Annotated in this window: 18 protein-coding genes; 14 read left to right on the top strand and 4 right to left on the bottom strand. The window is 65.9% G+C overall.

Translation table 11 applies throughout. The features are described 5' to 3' along the window. Window position 1: 1 nt before the first annotated feature. From AWC24_RS05525 to AWC24_RS05470, 12 genes are all read left to right on the top strand, one after another. Window positions 2-1456, top strand: coding sequence for an MCE family protein (locus tag AWC24_RS05525; RefSeq protein ID WP_085082813.1), 1455 nt, complete (start codon window positions 2-4; stop codon window positions 1454-1456). After that, window positions 1420-1995, top strand: coding sequence for an Rv1363c family protein (locus AWC24_RS05520; RefSeq protein ID WP_085082811.1), 576 nt, complete (start codon window positions 1420-1422; stop codon window positions 1993-1995). Before AWC24_RS05525 ends, AWC24_RS05520 begins: the two co-directional genes overlap by 37 nt. A 49-nt stretch (window positions 1996-2044) precedes the next feature. Next, window positions 2045-2680, top strand: a complete 636-nt coding sequence (locus AWC24_RS22665; protein WP_174813612.1) for an Rv1363c family protein — start codon at window positions 2045-2047, stop codon at window positions 2678-2680. Between the two features lie 22 nt (window positions 2681-2702). Beyond that, window positions 2703-3143: a DUF732 domain-containing protein gene (locus AWC24_RS05510; protein ID WP_234807264.1), complete on the top strand. Its 441-nt coding sequence runs from the start codon at window positions 2703-2705 to the stop codon at window positions 3141-3143. Further along, window positions 3140-3796, top strand: a complete 657-nt coding sequence (locus AWC24_RS05505) for a CAP domain-containing protein (RefSeq protein WP_085082808.1) — start codon at window positions 3140-3142, stop codon at window positions 3794-3796. The genes AWC24_RS05510 and AWC24_RS05505 overlap by 4 nt, the downstream gene beginning before the upstream one ends. 218 nt (window positions 3797-4014) lie before the next feature. Further along, window positions 4015-4887: an alpha/beta hydrolase-fold protein gene (locus AWC24_RS05500; protein WP_085082806.1), complete on the top strand. Its 873-nt coding sequence runs from the start codon at window positions 4015-4017 to the stop codon at window positions 4885-4887. Window positions 4888-4937: 50 nt separating this feature from the next. Then, a complete protein-coding gene (locus AWC24_RS05495) occupies window positions 4938-6122 on the top strand; it encodes a lipid-transfer protein (protein WP_085082804.1) in 1185 nt (394 codons plus the stop codon). A gap of 2 nt (window positions 6123-6124) precedes the next feature. Beyond that, window positions 6125-6580, top strand: coding sequence for a MaoC family dehydratase N-terminal domain-containing protein (locus AWC24_RS05490; protein WP_085082802.1), 456 nt, complete (start codon window positions 6125-6127; stop codon window positions 6578-6580). Further along, the gene (locus AWC24_RS05485) at window positions 6577-6987 is read left to right on the top strand and encodes a MaoC/PaaZ C-terminal domain-containing protein (RefSeq protein ID WP_085082801.1); all 411 of its coding nucleotides are present in this window, start codon (window positions 6577-6579) and stop codon (window positions 6985-6987) included. Before AWC24_RS05490 ends, AWC24_RS05485 begins: the two co-directional genes overlap by 4 nt. 24 nt (window positions 6988-7011) lie before the next feature. After that, window positions 7012-7842 (top strand): SDR family NAD(P)-dependent oxidoreductase, encoded by an 831-nt coding sequence (locus AWC24_RS05480; protein WP_174813611.1) that lies wholly within the window; start codon window positions 7012-7014, stop codon window positions 7840-7842. Next, entirely contained in the window at window positions 7826-8641 is an 816-nt protein-coding gene (locus AWC24_RS05475) for an enoyl-CoA hydratase/isomerase family protein (protein WP_085082797.1), read from the top strand. The genes AWC24_RS05480 and AWC24_RS05475 overlap by 17 nt, the downstream gene beginning before the upstream one ends. A 137-nt stretch (window positions 8642-8778) precedes the next feature. Beyond that, entirely contained in the window at window positions 8779-10332 is a 1554-nt protein-coding gene (locus AWC24_RS05470; protein WP_085082795.1) for a long-chain-fatty-acid--CoA ligase, read from the top strand. On the opposite strand, the gene AWC24_RS05465 is transcribed toward AWC24_RS05470, so the two are convergent. From AWC24_RS05465 to AWC24_RS05450, 4 genes are read right to left on the bottom strand one after another with little or no spacing between them, the layout of a single operon-like run. After that, window positions 10333-11631 carry a PucR family transcriptional regulator gene (locus tag AWC24_RS05465; RefSeq protein ID WP_133055699.1) on the bottom strand — a complete coding sequence of 433 codons (1299 nt, stop codon included), beginning with the start codon at window positions 11629-11631 and terminating at the stop codon, window positions 10333-10335. A 35-nt stretch (window positions 11632-11666) separates the two neighbouring features. Next, window positions 11667-13046 (bottom strand): flavin-containing monooxygenase, encoded by a 1380-nt coding sequence (locus tag AWC24_RS05460; protein ID WP_218032850.1) that lies wholly within the window; start codon window positions 13044-13046, stop codon window positions 11667-11669. Next, window positions 13043-13942: an alpha/beta hydrolase gene (locus AWC24_RS05455; protein ID WP_085082791.1), complete on the bottom strand. Its 900-nt coding sequence runs from the start codon at window positions 13940-13942 to the stop codon at window positions 13043-13045. Before AWC24_RS05455 ends, AWC24_RS05460 begins: the two co-directional genes overlap by 4 nt. After that, complete coding sequence (locus AWC24_RS05450; protein WP_163705348.1) at window positions 13939-14730, bottom strand: enoyl-CoA hydratase/isomerase family protein; 792 nt, start codon at window positions 14728-14730, stop codon at window positions 13939-13941. Before AWC24_RS05450 ends, AWC24_RS05455 begins: the two co-directional genes overlap by 4 nt. A gap of 190 nt (window positions 14731-14920) precedes the next feature. Between AWC24_RS05450 and AWC24_RS05445 the strand changes: the two genes are divergently transcribed. Then, window positions 14921-15754, top strand: coding sequence for a mycofactocin-coupled SDR family oxidoreductase (locus AWC24_RS05445; protein WP_085082789.1), 834 nt, complete (start codon window positions 14921-14923; stop codon window positions 15752-15754). Window positions 15755-15768: 14 nt separating this feature from the next. After that, window positions 15769-17292, top strand: a complete 1524-nt coding sequence (gene exaC, locus AWC24_RS05440) for an acetaldehyde dehydrogenase ExaC (protein WP_085082787.1) — start codon at window positions 15769-15771, stop codon at window positions 17290-17292. Window positions 17293-17341: the final 49 nt, after the last annotated feature.

Below are 17341 nucleotides of genomic sequence, written 5' to 3'. Positions count from 1 at the left end.
CATGTTGAACAAACGCATCATGGCCCAGTTGGCCGTCTTCATCGCGATCAGTCTGATCGGTGGCTCGATCATGGCCTTCCGATACATGGAGCTGCCCAACCTGCTGCTGGGGGTCGGGCGCTACGAGGTGACCGTGCAGCTGCCCAAGACCGGTGGGTTGTACAAGAACAGCAATGTCACCTACCGCGGTGTCGAAGTCGGTCGCGTCGAGAACGTCGCCATGACCGACACCGGAGTCTCCGCGGTGCTGGCCCTGAAATCCGGTGTCCGGATTCCGGCAGACCTCGACGCAGAGGTGCACAGCCAAAGCGCGATCGGCGAACAGTACGTGACGCTGGTGCCCCGCAGTGGCGCCGGCCCGTTGCTCACCGACGGCGATGTCATCCCGGTGGAGCGCACGGTGCTTCCCCCGGATATCAACGAGCTGTTGGACGCCACGAACCGGGGATTGCGGGCGATCCCTCGCGACGATCTGCGCACCGCCGTCGGTGAGGCCAAGACCGCGGTCGGCGGGCTGGGTCCGGAACTCTCCCGGTTCGTGAAGGGGTCGACCAGACTGGCCATCGACGCCCACGAGAATCTCGAATCGCTGACCAGCCTGATCGACCAGTCCACACCGCTGCTCAACACACAGATCGACACCTCCGACTCCATCCAGCGATGGGCCGCGAACCTGGCCGGCGTCACCGAGCAACTGCGTGCGCAGGACGCCGCGGCCACAGACCTGATCAAGAACGGCGCGTCGGGAGTCGACCAGGCACGCCAACTGTTCGACAGCCTGCAACCCACCCTGCCGATCGTGCTGGCCAACCTTGTCAGCGTCGGCGACGTCGCGGTGGCCTACCAGCCGAATCTTGAACAGGTTCTGGTGTTGCTCCCGCCGTTGACGGAGATCCTGCAGGGGGCTGGGCTGGCCAACCGCAACACCAAGCAGGGCTACCGCGGTGCGTATCTGAGCTTCAACTTGAACGTCAACCTGCCGCCCCCGTGCCTGACCGGCTACCTGCCGGCACGGCAGGCGCGAGCGGCCAGCCTGGAGGATTTCCCGGATCGGCCGGAGGGCGAACTGTACTGCCGGATTCCGCAGGATGCCATGTTCAATGTCCGCGGAGCGCGCAACCTGCCCTGCGCGACGCGGCCGGGCAAGCGGGCGCCGACGGTGAAAATGTGCGAGAGCGACGAAGACTACCTACCGCTCAACGACGGCTGGAACTGGAAGGGCGATCCCAACGCCACCATCACCGGCCAAGACATTCCGCAATTGCCGCCCGGGACGCTCAGCAGCCCGAGCCCGTCGCCCGCCCCGCCGGCGGCGATCGCGGCTGCCGAATACAACCCCGCCACCGGCAGCTACATCGGCCCGGACGGGCAGGTGTACACCCAGACCGATCTGTCTCGAACCGCGAACAAGGAGCAGACATGGCAGTCGATGATGATGCCCCCGAACGCCCAGTAAGCGAGCCGGAGACGTCGCCGGACGACCCGGCCGTCCCGCCCGCCGAGGCCGGTGCGTCGGCACGACTGCGAGACGCGGCGCTGTTCGTCTCGGTGGCGGTGCTGGCGTTCGGCGGGCTGGCCGGCTGGCTCGGTTTCCGGACGTACGAGTCGCACCGGACCGAGGTGCAGCGTGAGCAGTTCCTCCGCGCCGCGCAGCAGAGTGCGCGCAACCTCACCACCATCGACCACGAGCATGCAGAGGCCGATGTACAGCGCGTGCTGGATTCCGCGACCGGAACGTTCTACGAGGATTTCAGCAACCGTTCGCAGCCCTTCATCGAGATAGTCAAGACAGCGCAGGCGAAATCGATCGGAACCGTCACCGAGGCCGGCATCGAGGAGCAGACCGCCGACCAAGCGCAAGTGCTCGTCGCGGTCAGCGTCAACACCACCAACGCGGGTGCGGCAGAGCAACTCCCGCGGGCTTGGCGGATGCGGATCTCGGTGACCCGAGTCGACGGACAGGAAAAGATCTCCAACGTCGCATTCGTCCCGTGACCGGACCCGGACGAACGAAATCGACCACAGTGCAAGGAAGTGATCACACGTGACCGTTCTGGCCGATCCCAGACCCGCAGAAGACGAGGTGGAATCCGTGGACGCGGTACCCGCACCGGATGACGATGATCTCGCCGAACCCGGGGATGCGGCGGCGGATCCCGGTAGCAGTGGCGATGGGGGTGCCGGCGCCCGACGGCGATTGCTGCGGCGTCCGGCGTTCGTCTACGGGCTGTCGGCGCTACTGGTGCTGGCCCCGGCCCTGGGCGCGTCGGTGCTGAAGTTCTGGGATTCGTCCGCCCGCAGCTCCCAGATCGCGCGCACCGAATCTGTCGAAGCCGCAAAAGAGTCCGTCGTGGCGATGCTGTCCTATCAACCCGAGAACGTAGAGAGCCGGTTGGCGGCCGCACAAGAACGGCTGACCGGCGAATTCCGGGACTCCTACGCAGGCTTGACGCGTGACGTCGTCATCCCGGGAGCAAAACAGAAACGCATCTCGACGGTGGCCGACGTCCCCGCGGCAGCATCGGTGTCGGCCACGCCCGACCACGCCGTGGTGCTGGTCTTCGTCAATCAGTCCGCGATCGTCGGCAGCGACGCCCCCACCGACACCGCCTCCAGCATCCGCGTGACGCTGGACAAGATCGACGGCCGGTGGCTCATCTCCGGCTTCGACCCCATCTGAGCCGGCGGTGACCATGGGCTGCTTGGCGAAATCCGGACAACCGGGGAGGTCTCTCGCGGTTACCGCGTCGGCCTGCGGCCTGCTGTTCGGGATCGCACTGACGAGCGTCGCGCCGTCCTCGCGTGCCGACGTCGAACCCGACAAGAAGCTGGCCTATCTGATCGGAGTGACGATGCGGCCGGGTTATGACTTCGCCAACGCCGAAGAAGCCCTCGACTACGGGTACGGCATCTGCGGAAAGGTCTCCCACAACATCGGTTACGCACAGCTCATCACCGACGTGCAGGGCGACTTCGCAACCTCCGACGACTACCACGCCTCATACCTGATCTCGCAGGCCGTCAACGAATTGTGCCCCGAGCTGATCTGGCAGCTGCGGAACTCGGCGGCGCACTACCGGCCGCCGGGCCCGAGGTCCCCCAAGCCGGAGACGGGCACCGAGGAGAAGAAAGGAGCAGTATGAAGTTTCAGCTGCTGACGCTGCCGGCTCTGGGAGCCGTACTTACCGGGATGCTGACGGCACCGGCCGGGTACGCCGATAACGACAACAACACCCTGATCCCGAACAACAAGCGGCTCAACGACGGAGTGGTCGCCAACGTCTACACCATGCAGCATCAGGCGGGCTGCACCAACGACATCAGAATCGACCCGCAATTGCAGCGGGCCGCCCAATGGCACACCGACGACCTGCTGGGCCATCGGGAGCTGACCGGGGACATCGGATCAGACGGCTCCACCCCGCAGGGGCGCGCCAGTGCCGCCGGGTTCCGCGGTGAGGTGGCTCAGACCGTGGCGATCCACCCCGCGCTGGCGATCAGTGGCATCGAACTGATCAACATGTGGTACCACGATCCCGTCTCCTTCGGCATCATGTCGAACTGCGCTAACAACCAGATCGGTGTCTGGTCGGCGAACAGCGCCGATCGCACCGTGGTGGTGGCCGTCTACGGGCAGCCGCAGGACCCGATCGATATGAGTCAGCGGGGAACCCACCCGGTGCCGATCGGGCCGAGCCCGGACTACGACGCCAGTGACGAGATCGAGTTCGGCAACAACTGGTGGGCCAGAATTCTGCGGGGAATCTTCCCGCCGCCCGCCTACCCGGCGACTTAGCGGAGCGGCAGACCTAGTCGACTGCGTCGAACCAGGCTGTCCAACAGCGGAATCGATACTGATCAGGAACCGGCTTGAACCAGCTATTGAATTCAGATTAAAAAATTAGTACGGTCGAACCGGGCGCCACGCAGCTGCCCCGAACAGGGAAAAACATGACGTACCAGACCTTCTCCGCTACCGGCCCGAGCCCCAGGCGATTCTCGACAGGAAGACCCATGAACCTTCTGCGCGGCATCCTCGTGGTGATTCTCGGTCTCTGCTTGTGGAACGCGGTACCGGCACGTGCGGATGCGGTTGAGTATCTGATGGTTCCCTCCGCGGCGATGGGCCGTGATATCCCGGTCGCCTTCGCGTCCGGCGGGCCGCATGCCGCGGTGCTGCTCGACGCCTTCAACGCAGCGCCCGAGACCAGCAACTGGGTGACACTCGGTGATGCCATGAACGCTCTCGCGGGCCGGGGCATAGCGGTAGTGGCGCCGGCCGGCGGGGCTTGGAGCCTCTACACCGACTGGGAGCGGGACGGTAGCCGTCGGTGGGAAAGTTTCCTGTCCCAAGAACTTCCGGACTGGCTGGCCGCGAACAAGGGGCTGGCGCCGGGTGGGCACGGAATCGTCGGGGCCGCGCAGGGCGGAACCGGCGCCTTGACCCTGGCCACCTTCCATCCCGACCGCTACCGCTATGCGGGGTCACTGTCCGGGTTCTTGACGCCGTCGAAGACCAGCCTCGTCGGCGCCCTCGGGGAAGGACTGACGCGCTACGGCGGCGTGGACACCCAGAACATGTGGGGGCCGGCGCAATTCGGTCGGTGGAAGTGGCATGACCCCGACGTCCACGTGGCGACCCTGGTGGCCAACAAGACCAGGGTGTGGGTGTACAGCCCCTCGAATCCGGTGTGCACCGATCCCGCGGCGATGATCGGCTACTGCGATCAAGCGCATGGCAGCAATCTCGCCTTCTATCGCCACTTCCGGGCCGTCGGGGGCGACAACGGGCATTTCGATTTCCAGGAGGGCGGCAATCACGATTGGCCGACCTGGGCCCGGCAGCTGAAGGCCATGTCGGGTGATTTGGCCGCCAACATCCGATAGCTCTGTGCGATACCCGAGCACAAGCCACCCGAACAGATGAGGAGCCGCAGATGAGACCGTCCGCATTGGTCGCCGGGGTCGGGATGATCCCGTTCACCACCCCGCGAAATACCGACACCTACGACGTGATGGGGGAGCAGGCCACCCGCGCGGCCCTGGCCGACGCCGGGGTGTCCTACGAGTCGGTGCAGCAAGCCTATGTCGGCTACGTGTACGGGGACTCGACCTCCGGCCAAGCCGCGCTCTACCGAATCGGGGCCAGCGGGATACCGGTGGTCAACGTCAACAACAATTGCGCTACCGGCTCCTCGGCACTGTTCCTGGCACGCCAGGCGATCGAACACGGTATCGCCGACGTGGTACTGGCCCTGGGATTTGAACAGATGCAACGGGGCGCGCTGGGGATGTCCTACACCGACCGGCCGACGCCGTTCGACAGCTTCGGAACGGTGGTCCATGCGATCCAGGGCGACAGCGACGCCCCGTTCGCCGCGCAGTATTTCGGCGGCGCCGGCCGCGAATACTGCGAGCGAAGCGGGATGGATCCGGCGGTATTCGCCCAGATCGCCGTCAAAGCCCGGGTACATGCCGCGAACAATCCCTACGCGGTGTTCCGGGATCCGGTCACGGCCGAAGAAGTGCTCGCCTCACCGGTGATCTACGGACCCCTGACGCGGCTGCAGTGCTGCCCACCCACCTGCGGTGCGGCCGCAGCCGTTCTGGTCAGCGAAAGCTATGCACGTAAACACGGGCTGAATCCCGTTGTCGCCGTGCGGGCGCAGGCGATGACCACCGATTCACCGTCCACGTTCGAGGATCGCTCGATGATGAAGATCGTCGGCTTCGACATGTCCAAGGCTGCCGCGCAGCAGGTGTACGAGGCAGCCGGCGTCGGTCCCGATGACATTGCGGTCGTGGAACTGCATGACTGTTTCACCACCAATGAGTTGCTCACCTACGAGGCACTGGGGCTGACCCCCGAGGGCGCCGCCGAGAAGTTCATCGCCGACGGTGACAACACCTACGGCGGCCGTGTCGTCACCAACCCGTCCGGCGGACTGTTGTCCAAGGGGCACCCGCTGGGCGCCACCGGACTTGCGCAATGCGCCGAGCTGGTCTGGCAGCTTCGAGAAACTGCCGGTGCACGGCAGGTCGAGGGCGTGCGGCTGGCACTGCAGCACAACATCGGACTCGGCGGCGCGGCGGTCGTCACGCTCTACGAGAAGGTGGGCTGACCGTGGCCATCGATCCTGCTGTGGTCGGCACCGAACTGCCCGCCACCCACCTGGTCATCGACGCCGGACGGCTGAGGTTCTTCGCCAAGGCCATCGGCGAGGCCGATCCGGTCTACACCGATGAGCAGGCCGCGAAAGACGCCGGTTACCCGGCGCTTCCGGCACCGCCCACGTTCCTGTTCTCCATCGAGCTGGAGCGCCCCGATCCCTTCGACTGGGTCAGCGGACTCGGTATCGACCTGCGCCATGTACTGCATGGCGAGCAGCGATTCACCTACCACGGCCAGTTGTACGCCGGCGACGAAGTGGTCGCTGCGCCGAAGATCGTCGACACCTACACCAAAAAGGGCGGCGCGCTGGGCTTCGTCGTCAAAGAGACCACCGTGACACGCGGCGATGAACTCGTCGCCGAGCTCAGATCAGTGCTGGTAGTCCGGAATCCGGAGGCGGCGAGATGACGAATACTGTTGCGGCACGAGTGGGCGACGAACTTCCACCGCTTTGCCTCGGAGCCGTCAGCCGCACCACACTGGCATTGTTCGCCGGCGCCTCCGGAGACCACAACCCGATTCATATCGACATCGACGTGGCCAGGTCAGCCGGGCTGGCGGACGTCTTCGCCCACGGCATGCTGTCGATGGCCTACCTGGGGCGGCTGCTGACGGCCTGGGTCCGCCCCGAGGCGATTCGGTCCTACGGCGTGCGGTTCGCCGCCATTACACCGGTCAACGCCGAGCCGACGGCCCGGGGCCGGATCGTGTCCATCGAGACCGTGGACGGCGAGCAGCGGGCCACGCTCGAGCTCTCGGTCGCCTTGGCCGACGGCACCGTCACGCTGGCCGGCGACGCCGTCGTGGCGCTTTGACTCACCCCCACACGAGAGGACATCATGGGAAATCTGCAAGGCAAAGTGGCCATCGTGACCGGCGCCGGTCGAGGAATCGGCAGCCACATCGCGCTGAAATTGGCGGCCGAGGGCGCCGCCGTAGTAGTCAACGACCTCGATGAGGGGCCGGCCGGGGAAACCGCGAACGCTATCGTCAGTGCCGGAGGCAGGGCCGTGCCGGTGGCCGGCAACGTCACCGAGGATGACTTCGCCCAACGATTCGTCGATGCCGCGGTGGACAACTTCGGCGGGCTGGACATCATCGTCAACAACGCCGGCTACACCTGGGACTCGGTCATCCAGAAGATGAGCGACGAGCAGTGGGACGCCATCTTGGATGTGCACCTGAAGGCGCCCTTCCGCATCCTGCGGGCGGCGCAGCCGGTCATCTCGGGGCTGGCCAAGTCCGCGAAGGCCGCCGGCGAGGCGGTCCCGTGCCGCAAGGTCGTCAACATCTCCTCGGTCGCGGGGCTGGGTGGGAACCCCGGGCAGGCCAACTACGCGGCCGCCAAGGCCGGCGTGACGGGCCTGACCAAGACCCTGGCCAAGGAGTGGGGCCGCTACAACGTCACGGTCAACACGGTTGCGTTCGGTCTCATCCAGACCCGGCTCACCAGCACCGCGGGCGATGCGGACGGCAGCATCGAAATCGAGGGCCGCGAGATCAAGGTCGGTGTCAACCCGGACCTGCTGGCGCAGATGGAGATGTCGATCCCCTTGGGGCGCAGTGGCAGTCCCGAAGATGCGGCCGGCGCGGTGTACCTGATGTGTACGCCGGAGTCCGACTACATCAGCGGGCAGACGGTGGTCTGCGCCGGTGGATTCAACATCTGAGCAGGTCGCCACCTCGATTCACCGGGGGATCGGCACCATCACACTGCAGCGTCCGGAACGGCTGAACGCGCTGACCTGGGGCGTCATGGACCAGACGCGTGCTGCAATCGAGGATCTCTGTACCCGTGGCGATGTCCGGGCGCTGGTGATCACCGGTGCCGGCCGCGGATTCTGCGCCGGCTACGATCTGGTCGAGCTCGACGCCGGTGGCGGTGATCTTCAGGTGTCGGTACCCGCCGGCATCGCCGCCAGCCTCAATCCGTTGTGTGAAGCGATAGTCGACGCGTCCGTCCCGGTGGTGGCTGCGGTCAACGGGCCCTGTGCCGGTGGCGGGCTGGGACTGGCGCTGCTCGCCGATATCGCGATCGCGGCCGAGTCGGCGTACTTCCTCGTGCCGCAAGTGAGTTCGCTGGGCGTGGTGCCGGACGCGGGCGCCACGTGGACGCTGCCGCGCATCCTGGGTCGAGCCAGGGCGCTCGGTATGTCGATCACGGGCGCTCGGATCAGCGCGCAACGCGCCGAACAGTGGGGGTTGATCTGGCAATCGGTCCCCAACGAGGAGCTGATGTCCAGGGCCTACACGCTCGCCGAAGAACTGGCCCGGCGGACAACTCTGGTGGTGGCGACCCGAAAGCTGATCGATGGGGCTGACCGGTGCGGTCTCGGGGAACAACTGGCGGCTGAGAACCGCGAACAGGAGCTTGCGTTGCGCACCGAGACCGTGGCCATCAACATCCGGGGATTCGCCTCGAAGCGCAACCGCGAGCCCCGCCCGGCCGCACCGCCCGGTGGGGGCTGAGGGCGGAGTTTGTGCTGTGGGACAAAGTATCGTCCGCCTGTCCACAGCTGGCACAGATCTCGAAAAATAGCCGGCCAGATGGCCATTCCATGATCTAGCTTTCGCGGTAAAGGCAGTGTCAGCCGGGAGGACGGAAAGTGTATGTGACGCAGGGACTGCACCGTGCGCTGCAGCAGAGACCCGATGCGACCATGATCGCCGGCGATGGCAGGGAACTGACATTTCAGGACGTGGCCCGGCGGGTGGGGCGACTGGCCGGCGGCCTGCGTGAGCTCGGGGTGCGCGCGGGCGACCGGGTCGCCATGCTGTCGCTGAACTCGCAGAGCTATCACGAGTATCTACTGGCCGTGCCGTGGGCAGACGCGGTGCTCAACCCGCTGAACATTCGCTGGAGCCCGGCCGAGATCAGCTATGCGCTCACAGATTCCGCTACCAACGTGCTGTTCATCGACCGGGCCCACCGGCAGATGCTCGCCGAGATCCGGGCGGCCTGCCCGCACCTGTCGACGGTGATCTACTGCGGCGATGACGCCGCCCCCGTGGAAACGGTGCCCTATGAGCAGCTGATCAACGACGCTGCCGGCGTGCCGGATGCCCGGCGCGGTGGTGATCAGCTGGCCGGGGTCTTCTACACCGGTGGTACCACCGGAGAACCCAAAGGGGTGATGCTGTCCCATGCGGCGATCATGACGTCGTGGCTCGGTGCCGCTGCGTCCGGCTACATGTTCAGATCACGACAGCTGAGCCGCTGCCTGCACGCGGCGCCGATGTTCCACCTGGCCGGCTTGACCGCATGGGGGGTCACCACACTGCTCGGTGCCACACATGTGATCGTGCCGCGGTTCGAGGTGAAGGCCGTGTTGGCGGCTGTCGAATCCCATCGCGTGACCGACACCGGGTTGGTGCCGACCATGGTCCAGGCGATCGTCGATGGCCCGGACTTGTCCTCCTACGACCTGTCCAGCTTGCGAGGAATCTTCTATGGGGGGTCAGCAATTCCGAAAGCGTTGCTGGAACGGGCCTCGGCCGCACTGCCAGAGGTGGCGTTCACACAGGCGTACGGGATGACCGAACTCGCACCGATAGCGACCCTGCTCGGGCCGGAGGACCACGCGTCGGAGAAGCTGCTGCCCTCAGCCGGCCGGGCTGCGCTCAACTGTGAGGTCCGCATCGTGGATGAGGCGGGCGCGGAAGTGCCGCGGGGAAGTGTCGGCGAGATCATCGTTCGCGGTGGCAACGTCATGCTCGGCTATTGGAACAAGCCCGCGGCGACCGCGGCCGCGATTCGACACGGCTGGTTGCACACCGGTGATGGCGGCCGGATGGATGAAGACGGCTACCTTTTCGTCGTCGATCGGATAAAGGACATGATCGTCACGGGCGGCGAGAACGTGTACTCGGTCGAAGTGGAGAACGCGGTCGCCCGCAATCCTGCGGTGGCCCAGTGCGCCGTGATCGGTGTCCCCGACACACGATGGGGCGAACGAGTACACGCTGTCGTCGTCCTGCAACCCGGTGCCTCGGCCACCGGTGAGGACATCCGGGCGGACTCCAAGCGCTACATCGCCGGCTACAAGGCCCCACGGAGCGTGGAATTCGTCGAAGCGCTGCCGACGTCTGCAGCGGGCAAGGTGCTCAAACGAGAACTGCGCAGGCAATACCGTGGCGGGGCCGCCTGCCCGGTCCGGTGATCAGGACGATCCGGTCGATGATTCACCTTCTGCCGAAGCGGGTTTCGTCGGCAGCTGGTGCTCGAGGGGTAATACCTCGTCGCCGAACGTGTCGATGAACAGCAGTGCCACCTCCACGTCCAGCCGGCGCTTGTTCAGCGGGTGGCCGATCAGCTCCTCGATGCGCCGCAGCCGGTAGAGCACGGTGTTTCGATGCATGAACAACCGTTCGCTTGCCCGGCGGGTGTTGCCGCCCTCCTGGAGGAAGACCCGCAGGGTTTCCCGCAGCTGTGCTGCGGCCGCGGTCTTGGCGGCGAGCTCGCCCAGAGTTCGGATGACGAACCGCCGCGCCTCCTGGTAATCACCGGCGAGCAACGCGACGGTGGCGACATCCGCATGCAGGGTGATGCGCGGCGGGGACGGCATGTGGGAGGCGACGTGGCGGGCTCGCAGCGCCTGCTCGTGACTGATCCGGAACGCGTCCTCACCCTGCACGGTCTGGCCCGCCGCGACCAGGACATCGTTGTCCCGTGGCACGCCGGAGCACTCGGCGAGGCGGTCGGTGTCCAGGTCGCCGGCGATCCAAGCCCACACCGTGCAGGTACCGGCCGGCAGCATCAGCATGCGCGTTACTCCCGTCGCCGACGCGATAGCCGTCAGAGATGTCTCGAGGGTCATGAGCTGTTGGTCCACCTCGCCCTGCGTCGGCATCCATGCCACCAGCGCGGTCTGGGGCTGGCGCAGATCATGGCCCAACTGCCGGCTGGCATGGTCGATCGGAATCCGATCGCCTCGCAGCAGCCGGCCGACCAGTGCGGTGCGGCGCGCCGCCTCTCCGCGTAACCACCGCTCCCGCTCCCGCTCATAGTCGGCGACCAGCTGAGCCACCACGCGATCGAGGTAGACGTTGAGTTCGTCGAAGCTGCGGTGCAGCGCGCCGACGAAAACCTCTTGCTCGCTGATCTGTTCTGCCAGCGCATCCATCCAGAGGCGCGAGAACAGGGTCTGCCCCACCCGGTAGGCCTGAATCAGGGATTCCAGCGGCAGCTGGCGACGGACGACGGCGGCGGCGAACGCGGTGACCTCAGGCCGGATCGGCACGTCCTCGGCGGCGGTCTCACCGCGAAACACCGACAGCATCGCGGCGACGTTGCCCTGGGCGCTGGCTTCGACCTCCCGCACCAGGTCGTCGTCCTCGAAGAACTCGGGGACCGATCCGGCGAGTTGTTTGGACAGCTTCACGGTCACGTCGTCGATACGGGCGAGCAGGCCGGACGCGCACGCGGTGATCGCCGCGTTCGCGGTGAGCCGGTTGACCATCGGAGTCACCTTACCGGCCGCTGGTGGCCCGATGGTCAGGTTGAACGGGCGATCGCCGGCGCAACCTGCGGGGTCGGTCGGTTGCTGCGAGCCCACCCCGGTTGGCGGGCCCTCCGCCGGCCCGCGCGAATCTCGCGCCGCAACGCCTTGAGGTAGTGATTGTGATCGACCTGGACGGTGTGCCGGGTCGAGGCGATGAACCGCTTACGCAGCGCGCGTTGGTCGGCCTCGATCGACCGCCGCATCTGATCGGCATCGGGCAGCGCGCAACCCCCCGACAACAGTTCGCCTATCCATTTGCCCTGCAACTCGGCCAACGGCTGGATGGCGCCGAGCGGTTGGCACAGGCCGACGAAGAACAATCCGGGCCGATCCGGGTGCACCACCCGGTGGTAGAGCGCGATCTGATTATCGGGCGCTGAAACGTACGATTCGTCGAAGAACGGGAAGGTGATGTTGTAGCCGGTGGCACAGACGATCAGATCGACTTGCTCGACGGATCCGTCGACGAAGCGAACCTGGTCACCGAGCAGTTCGGCGATCTGCGGTTTGGGTGAAATCCTGCCCAGCCGAAGCTCATCCATGAGGCCCGCCGACATGGTGGGATGCGCGTCGCCGAATGCGTGATCCGGGACGGGCAGCCCGTAGTCCTGGGCTCGGCCGTTCACCAGCCGCATGAGCGCGCCCAGCGCAACTCGACCGGGCTTGTGCGACGCGGAGTTGAGCAACCAGTTCGGCGGTGCCATCCCGAACGCGTACTTGGGCATGATGTGAGCACCCCGGCGGACCGAGAGGTAGGTCGCCTCGGCGACGTGCGCCGCCTCGCAGGCGATGTCGACCGCGCTGTTGCCGATGCCGACCACCACGACTCGCTTGCCGGCCATGAACGACGGTTCGCGGTAGTCGCGGGAATGCATCATGATTCCGTCGAAGGCCCCGGGAAACATCGGATCAGGCATCCGCCGGTCCCAGTGGTGACCGTTGGCGACCAGCACGAAGTCATACGTCTCGGTAGTGTCATCGGCCAGGCTCACCTCGAAGCCCCCGCCGGCCACCGGCGATACCCGGGCGACCTCGGTCTCAAACCGGATGTGCTCGTGCAGCCCGAAATGCCGGGCGTAGTCGTCGAAATAGCGGGCGAAGTCCCAGTGGCTGGGGTACGCGGGCAGATCGTCTGGCATGGGGTAGTCGTGATAACCCATGTAGGCCTTCGGCGCGTTGGAGCTCAGGGTGCGGTATGCGGCCGCGGTACCGCTGGGGTTGTCGAAGACCCAGAGGCCGCCGACGCGGTCACTCTTCTCATAGCAGTCGAACGCGACGCCGGCCCTTTTCAGGCCCGCGCACGCGGCCAGGCCTGCGGAGCCGGCCCCGATCACACAGGCGCGGCGGCGGTCATTGGCGGAGACGAGCATCATCTGTTCCTTTCCGAGAGAGACGCCAAGAACGAGATCTGGTCGGCGACTACCGCGCCGAAGGCAGAACCCCGGTCGTAGACGTCGAAGTGTCCGGCGCGCGGGTATTCGCGAACGACGGCGTTGGCGAGTTGGGCCGCCTTCCAGGACAGGTCCGGTGGCGCGTTGCGATCGGCCCCGGCGATCTGGACCAGCATCGGGCAACCGACGCGGTCGGCGAACAGACCCGGCCGATAACTCGGCACGGCGAGCAGCATCCGGGCCGCGAAGGCGTTGCGCCACAGTGGTGCCCGGCTCGCGACCGCCAGATAACCCGGTAGGGCGTCGGGCGTGGTCAGCATCGCAGCACTTCCGGGTGATCCGACAGCGGGCAACAGCACCGGACGGCGGCCGATACGAGCGCCGATGGCGTCACGAATCGCTGCCGCGCCCAGCCGGATCGCGGCCCGCGGCGGAATCGATCGCCGCATCCTCAACACGGTCTTCTGCCCGTCGACGATCGGGGTCAGGGCGATCGCGCCGATGAGGTCCTCGCGTTCGGCGGCCACCGCGAAGACATGCCCGCCGGACAGCGATGTTCCCCAGATCGCGACGCCGTCGACATGCGGCAGTTCACGCGCGGCATTGATTGCCGCGTGATAATCCAGTTGCTGCTCAACGAAATGGACGATCTGCCGCCCACGGCCCCCCGAGGCCCCGAAGCCGCGATAGTCGAAACACAGCGCGTCGATCCCGGCGTCGGCGAAGCGCTCGCCGAAACCCACCAATCCGGCGTCGCGGGTACCGCAGAACCCGTGGGCCATCACCACACACGGCCGTGGCTGCGTGCCATCGGCGGCATAGTGCCATGCCGCAATCGTGGTGCCACCGGCCGGAATCGCGACCTCGGAAGGCTTCATCGGCGCGCCGTAGGGGTGTTGGCTCCGGGTGCGGCCAGAAACCGGCGATAGGCCTCGATGAATTCCGGTGTCTGAATGCACTGCAACTGCGCGTCGAGTTCCGCGTCCAGGGTGTCATTCCAGGTGGGTCGGGCGGCACGGTCGATAATGCGCTTGGCCAAACCGTTGGCGGTAGCCGAACAGGCCAGCAGTTCATCGGCCAACGCTGCGGTAGCCGCAGTCAATTTGGCGCTGGGTGCGACGCGATTGGCGATGCCGAGCCGGCCTGCCTGCGTTCCGTCGATCATCCTCGAGGTGAGGATCAGTTCCTTGGCCCGGCCCGGCCCTACGAGCGACGTCAGTCGGCCCGTCCCCCCGACGTCCGGCACCACGCCCATCCGGGTCTCCGGCAGGCCCAGGGTCGCGTCGGCGGCGACCACCCGCAGGTCACATGCCAACGCCAGCTCGAAACCTGCTCCGATGGCCCAACCGTGCACACTGGCGATCGTCGGAATCGGGAGTCTTTCGAGGCCGTCATAGGCGGCCACGAAGGCGCCGCGAATGCGTCGCAGTTCATCCGGCGCGGCGAGCTTGGCCAGCGTGGACGCGTCGATCCCGGCGCTGAACCCCGGACCGTCGCCCCGGACCACCACGCAGCCGATCCCGTCGGCGGCCTCGAGTTCGGCGATCGCCGTGACGAGGTCCTCGACGAGCTCCTCATCGAGGGCGTTGCGCCGCTCCGGGCGGTCCAGCACCAGATGCGCGACACGATCGATCCGATCGATCCGATCGATCCGGACATGAGCCATGAGGGAAGCTAAGCGTGGAACTCGGCCGCGAACCATGTCATGCGGCACAGAGAACCCGATCCGCCTTGTGCAGTCACACCGAAGGCGGCGGATGCCCTTCCCATACCGGTGCGCGACGCCACAATAAGCCAGGTGCGCAACACGTTTGATGCGACCGCCGGGTGCGCTTCGTCCGACGAGGGATAACACCATGACATTGCGATTCGAAGGCAAGGTGGCACTGGTAACCGGTGCCGCCCGAGGCCAGGGCCGAGCCCACGCGGTGCGATTCGCCGAGGAAGGCGCCGACATCATCGCCGTCGATCTGTGCCGGCAGTTGGACAGCGTCGCCTACGCGATGACCACACCCGAAGACCTGGACGAGACGGTCAACCTGGTCGAGAAAACCGGCCGGCGCATCATCGCGGAGCAGGCCGACGTGCGCGACCTCGAACAACTGACAGCGGTGGTGAACAACGCGGTCGGGGAGTTGGGCAGGATCGACTATGTGCTGGCCAACGCCGGTATCGGACCGGTCTTCGGCGACCAGTCGCGACGGCTCGCCGCCTACGTGGACGCGATCGACGTGATGCTCAACGGTGTGTACTTCACCGTCGAGGCGGCCCTGCCGTCCCTGCTGGCGCACGGTGACGGAGGCGCCATCGTCATCACCAGTTCGGCAGCCGGACTCAAATCGGTCGGACGCGGATTCGCGACCAAGAGCCATGGCGGCGCCGGGTATACCGCCGCCAAGCACGGTGTTGTCGGCCTTATGCGCTACTACGCAACGACACTGGCCGAACACGGCATCCGGGTCAACTCGGTGCACCCGACCGGTGTCGCGACGCCGATGATTCAGAATCCCCAGGTGGAGCAGTACATCGGTGAGCATCCCGAATTCGGTGCGGCACTGGAGAATCTGCTGCCCGTTCCAATGGTCGAGTGTCGTGACGTGACCGAGGCGATGGTGTACCTCTGTTCGGATTCGGGTCGTTACCTGACCGGCGTCACGTTGCCGGTGGATGCCGGTCTGACCCTCAAATAGCAGCTGGAGAAGAGATGACTGTTTTTGCACGTCCGGGTTCGGTGGATGCGGTGATGAGTTTTGAGTCGCGTTATGGGAATTTCATCGGGGGTCAGTGGGTGGCGCCGGTGGGTGGGCAGTATTTCGAGGACATCACGCCGGTGACGGGTCAGCCGTTTTGTGAGGTGGCGCGCTCTACGGGGGCGGATGTCGAGTTGGCGTTGGATGCCGCGCATGCGGCGGCGCCGGGGTGGGGCAAGACGGCGCCGGCTGATCGTGCGGAGATTCTGAACAAGATCGCTGATCGCATCGATATTCACCGTGAGGAGTTGGCGGTGGCCGAGGTGTGGGACAACGGCAAACCGATCCGGGAGGCCTTGGCTGCTGATATTCCGCTGGCGGCGGATCATTTCCGGTATTTCGCGGCGGCGATCCGCACCCAGGAGGGGGCGCTTTCGCAGCTGGATGAGGACACGGTGGCCTACCATTTCCACGAGCCGTTGGGTGTGGTGGGCCAGATCATCCCGTGGAATTTCCCGTTGTTGATGGCGGCCTGGAAGCTGGCGCCGGCGCTGGCCGCGGGCAATGCGGTGGTGCTCAAGCCTGCCGAGCAGACCCCGGCCTCGATCCTGTACTTGATGAGTCTGATCGGGGATCTGCTGCCGGCCGGTGTGGTCAATGTGGTCAACGGGTTCGGGGTGGAGGCCGGCAAGCCGTTGGCGTGCAGTGACCGGATCGCCAAGATCGGTTTCACCGGTGAGACGACCACGGGTCGGTTGATCATGCAGTACGCCAGCCAGAACATCATCCCGGTCACCTTGGAGCTGGGGGGCAAGAGTCCCAATATCTTCTTCGCTGATGTGTTGGCGGCCGGTGATGATTTCCAGGACAAGGCGCTGGAGGGGTTTGCCGGGTTCGCGCTGAATCAGGGGGAGGTGTGTACGTGTCCGTCGCGGGCGCTGGTCCAGGCCGATATCTATGAGCAGTTTGTGGAGTTGGCGGCGATTCGCACCAAGGCGATCCGTCAGGGTGATCCGCTGGATACCGCCACCATGATCGGGGCGCAGGCCTCCAATGATCAGTTGGAGAAGATCTTGTCCTATATCGAGATCGGCAAGGGTGAGGGTGCCACGGTGATCACCGGGGGGCAGCGCGCCGAGCTCGGTGGGGAGCTAGCAGGTGGTTTCTATGTGCAGCCGACGATCTTCGCCGGCCACAACAAGATGCGGATCTTCCAGGAGGAGATCTTCGGCCCGGTGGTCTCGGTGGGTTCGTTCGGCGACTACGACGACGCCATCGCCCAGGCCAACGACACCCTCTACGGGCTGGCTGCCGGGGTGTGGAGCCGTAACGGCAACACCGCTTACCGGGCCGGGCGTGACATCGCCGCCGGCCGGGTCTGGGTGAACAACTACCACGCCTACCCCGCACACGCGGCCTTCGGCGGCTACAAGCAGTCCGGTATCGGCCGGGAGAACCACAAGATGGTCCTCGACCACTACCAGCAGACCAAAAACCTACTGGTCTCCTACTCCCAAACCCCCACCGGACTGTTCTGAACACAACCGGAATCCCGCAGAGCACAACCCTTTCCACGAACGGAGTGAG

The sequence above is a fragment of the Mycolicibacter senuensis genome, assembly GCF_002101885.1.
GTDB lineage: Bacteria > Actinomycetota > Actinomycetes > Mycobacteriales > Mycobacteriaceae > Mycobacterium > Mycobacterium senuense.
Note: the sequence above shows the minus strand (reverse complement) of the source record. Positions and strands in the feature narration are given on the sequence as shown.

Coding starts and splice junctions, on each gene's coding strand:
- AWC24_RS05525 (WP_085082813.1), top strand. CDS start 2: ATGTTGAACAAACGCATCATGGCCCAGTTGGCCGTCTTCATCGCGATC.
- AWC24_RS05520 (WP_085082811.1), top strand. CDS start 1,420: ATGGCAGTCGATGATGATGCCCCCGAACGCCCAGTAAGCGAGCCGGAG.
- AWC24_RS05505 (WP_085082808.1), top strand. CDS start 3,140: ATGAAGTTTCAGCTGCTGACGCTGCCGGCTCTGGGAGCCGTACTTACC.
- AWC24_RS05500 (WP_085082806.1), top strand. CDS start 4,015: ATGAACCTTCTGCGCGGCATCCTCGTGGTGATTCTCGGTCTCTGCTTG.
- AWC24_RS05495 (WP_085082804.1), top strand. CDS start 4,938: ATGAGACCGTCCGCATTGGTCGCCGGGGTCGGGATGATCCCGTTCACC.
- AWC24_RS05485 (WP_085082801.1), top strand. CDS start 6,577: ATGACGAATACTGTTGCGGCACGAGTGGGCGACGAACTTCCACCGCTT.
- AWC24_RS05480 (WP_174813611.1), top strand. CDS start 7,012: ATGGGAAATCTGCAAGGCAAAGTGGCCATCGTGACCGGCGCCGGTCGA.
- AWC24_RS05465 (WP_133055699.1), bottom strand. CDS start 11,631: ATGGTCAACCGGCTCACCGCGAACGCGGCGATCACCGCGTGCGCGTCC.
- AWC24_RS05460 (WP_218032850.1), bottom strand. CDS start 13,046: ATGATGCTCGTCTCCGCCAATGACCGCCGCCGCGCCTGTGTGATCGGG.
- AWC24_RS05455 (WP_085082791.1), bottom strand. CDS start 13,942: ATGAAGCCTTCCGAGGTCGCGATTCCGGCCGGTGGCACCACGATTGCG.
- AWC24_RS05450 (WP_163705348.1), bottom strand. CDS start 14,730: ATGGCTCATGTCCGGATCGATCGGATCGATCGGATCGATCGTGTCGCG.
- AWC24_RS05445 (WP_085082789.1), top strand. CDS start 14,921: ATGACATTGCGATTCGAAGGCAAGGTGGCACTGGTAACCGGTGCCGCC.
- exaC (WP_085082787.1), top strand. CDS start 15,769: ATGACTGTTTTTGCACGTCCGGGTTCGGTGGATGCGGTGATGAGTTTT.